This window comes from Frisingicoccus sp., from assembly GCA_016298055.1.
Classification (GTDB): Bacteria; Bacillota; Clostridia; order Lachnospirales; family Lachnospiraceae; genus Frisingicoccus.
Genome location: JAEDDO010000200.1, coordinates 1 through 3097, shown reverse-complemented (window position 1 = coordinate 3097; position 3097 = coordinate 1). Strand labels below are relative to the sequence as shown.

Below are 3097 nucleotides of genomic sequence, written 5' to 3'. Positions count from 1 at the left end.
ACGACTGTGCCGGAAGAATCGTCGCGTCCGGAAGAAACGACCGTGCCGGAAAATCCGTCACAGACAGAAAGTCCAACTCAACCGGAGACTTCTGCAAAACCGGAGAATCCAACCCAGCCGGAGACTTCTGCAAGACCGGAGAATCCAACTCAGCCGGAAAATTCTCAGGGAATACAGAATAACACATCCCAAAATCCAATCTATAATATTTATTATGGTAATCCGGAATGGGAAAACAGCAATGCATTCAGCGGTATTGTGGATTTGCCGTTAATGGAAAACAAGACAGAGACAAAGGCAGAAACAAAAAAAGAAACAGAGACGAAGAAACAGACCTCTGAGTCAAAAAAGAGGGAAACTTCTCAGACAAAAGAGACAGAAGATTTAAAGGTGCCGGTAATGGATGATCATACGTCAGGATTTTATCTTGGATGGCTTTTTATCGCATTAGGTCTGATTCTGGCAGTTATTGTTGTCATATTGATTGTAAAAGCGCTATCCGCTCGGAGAAAGGCTATGCTGGCCGAGGATGAGGATTCGGAAGATATGAGTCAGATCTATGCCCGTGTGGATGAGGAGGCAGCCAAGACAATAGCAGTGGCAGCAGCGGAAGCAGAAAAAGAAGATACAGTAGATGAAGCAGAAAAAGAAAAAGCACTGGATGATGTTTTCGGTCCTGTGACAGATCTTCCGGATACAGACTCAGTCAGTGAAGATACCGTAGAACTTGAGCCGATTACAGATGAAGCGGTTCTCGCTGCCGAGGTTCAGGCTTTAGAAACGGAGGAACCTGTCGTTAAAAAAGTTGAGCGCAAAAAAACTCCGAAAGCAGTTTCAGAAGATGGATCATCTCCATCGACACCTCCGGTAATTCCGGTTCCGGCAGAAGAACCAAAACATGAAAAAGTGGTTCTGGAAGGCGCACACAGCCGTCTTGTATATGATCCGGAAACAGGTGAATATACTTATGAGTTTAAATAAAAAAACAGGAGAATAGATGGATTCTATTCTCCTGTTTTTTTATCAAGAATGCGTCCTTTTACAGAAATCGTAACGACTTGCCATGGAATATTTTTTCCGCTGTTTTGAAGAGCAGTCAGGACAGCCCGTTCGATACCACCGCAGCAAGGCACTTCCATACGGGCAACCGTCACCTCTTTAACAGTATTATTTTTTAGTATTTCTGTCAGTTTTTCGCTATAATTAACAGCATCAAGTTTTGGACATCCGATCAGAGTGATTTTATTTGCCATAAAATCCTGATGGAAATTACCATAGGCATATGCGGAACAGTCGGCAGCAATGAGCAGGCTTGCATTTTCATAATAAGGTGCTTTCACGGGCGCAAGTTTAATCTGTACCGGCCATTGACCAAGACAAGAATCTTTGGAGTCTGACAATTGTTTCTTTTTATTTTCAAGGACGGCTGCCTCATCATAAGCGATGGCTTCACGTTCAACAAACTGAATGGCACCTGTCGGGCAGGCTGGCAGACAATCACCGAGGCCGTCACAATAATCATCTCTTAAAAGTCTGGCTTTACCGTCAATCATTCCGATAGCACTTTCATGACAGGCTTTTGCACAAAGGCCGCATCCATTACATTTTTCTTCATTAATCTGTATTATTCTTCGAATCATTTCCTTTTCCTCCTGTGAATAAATGATTATTGACTTGTTAGTTGGAGTATACTACAATTAAAACAACAGGTATGTTGTTAAAACAACGAAAGGAGAAAAAATTGGATTTCACATTTTTATCAAAAATCCCTCTGTTTCATGGAATGGAGGAAACGGAGATTGAAGACATCATGCATTGTTTCGATGGCTATACCCGTAAATATTCAAAAGGAGAGACGATTTATCATATGGGTGAAATTGTCACGAAAATCGGTATTGTTTTATCCGGAAATGTGCATATTGAAAAAGATGATGTGTGGGGCAATAAAAGCATTTTGGACAGTATCGGACCGGGACAGGTATTTGCAGAGACCTATGTGTGTATTCCGGGAGAGCCGCTGATGGTGAGCGTGGCTGCATCAGAAACTGCGGAGATTCTTTTTATGGATATTGGAAAAAGGCTGACAGCCTGCGAGAAAAACTGCAGCTGTCATAATCAATTGACACAAAATCTTTTAATGATTTCCGCCCATAAGAATTTAAACCTTTCCAGAAAGATTTTTCATACATCATCAAAGTCTATACGCGGACGGCTGTTATCCTATCTTTCGGAGCAGGCAGCAAGACAGGAAAGTATGAAATTTACAATTCCGTTTAACCGACAGCAATTAGCAGAGTATCTTGGTGTTGATCGCAGTGCCATGTCGAATGAGCTGAGCAAGATGCAGAAGGAAGGTATGCTTACATTTTCAAGAAATCAATTTTGTCTGAAAGGTGAGACATCCGGGGAATTGTATATGTGAAAAAGTATCAAATGAGGTGAGATATATTATGGATAATATTGAAAATACAGGTATAGCTTTATTGAAAAAAGGGCAGAAGGGACTTTTTCATGCACTTTTCAGCCGACTTGGACTGATATTGATTCTGCTTATATTGCAGATAGGGGTGCTTTTTGGCATGTTTGCAAAATTTGAACAGTTTCTTCCGCATTTCTTTGGCGGAACGGTACTGTTCTCGCTGATCATGGTCTTATTTCTTTTAAACAGCAGGCATGATCCGACAGCAAAGATCACATGGCTGGTCATCATTATGCTTCTTCCGGTATTCGGTGCGTTATTGTTTTTGTATACCCAGAGTGATGTGGGACATCGGGCATTAAAAAAACGAATGAATCAATTGATCCGTCAGACAAAAGAGACGATTCCCCAGTCCGAAGAGGTTATGGATAAACTTTCCGAAGAGAATGGGGCCGTAAGCTCGCTGGCCCGCTATATTCACAGAAGTGGATGTTACCCGGTTTATGACCAGACGAAGATTACTTATTTTCCGATGGGAGAGAATAAATTTGAAGAGATGCTCCGTCAGCTGGAGCAGGCAAAGCATTTTATTTTTATGGAATATTTTATTGTCGATGAGGGTATTATGTGGGGCAGAATTCTGGAGATTCTGGCTAAAAAGGCTTCAGAGGGTGTGGA

3 protein-coding genes and 1 pseudogene are annotated in these 3097 nt (G+C 41.8%); 3 read left to right on the top strand and 1 reads right to left on the bottom strand.

What is annotated here, in order from left to right:
- Positions 1-981, top strand: a pseudogene (locus tag QZZ35_RS10475) (hypothetical protein); the annotation flags it as partial.
- Between the two features lie 23 nt (positions 982-1004).
- Here QZZ35_RS10475 and QZZ35_RS10470 read toward each other — a convergent pair.
- The gene (locus QZZ35_RS10470; protein WP_291237352.1) at positions 1005-1640 is read right to left on the bottom strand and encodes an ATP-binding protein; all 636 of its coding nucleotides are present in this window, start codon (positions 1638-1640) and stop codon (positions 1005-1007) included.
- 101 nt (positions 1641-1741) lie between these two features.
- Here QZZ35_RS10470 and QZZ35_RS10465 point away from each other — a divergent pair, with 101 nt between their 5' ends.
- Together QZZ35_RS10465 and QZZ35_RS10460 are read left to right on the top strand one after the other, a co-directional pair.
- Positions 1742-2422, top strand: a complete 681-nt coding sequence (locus QZZ35_RS10465) for a Crp/Fnr family transcriptional regulator (protein ID WP_291237351.1) — start codon at positions 1742-1744, stop codon at positions 2420-2422.
- A gap of 28 nt (positions 2423-2450) precedes the next feature.
- On the top strand, positions 2451-3097 hold a 647-nt coding region (locus tag QZZ35_RS10460; RefSeq protein ID WP_291237350.1), incomplete at its 3' end, for a PLDc N-terminal domain-containing protein.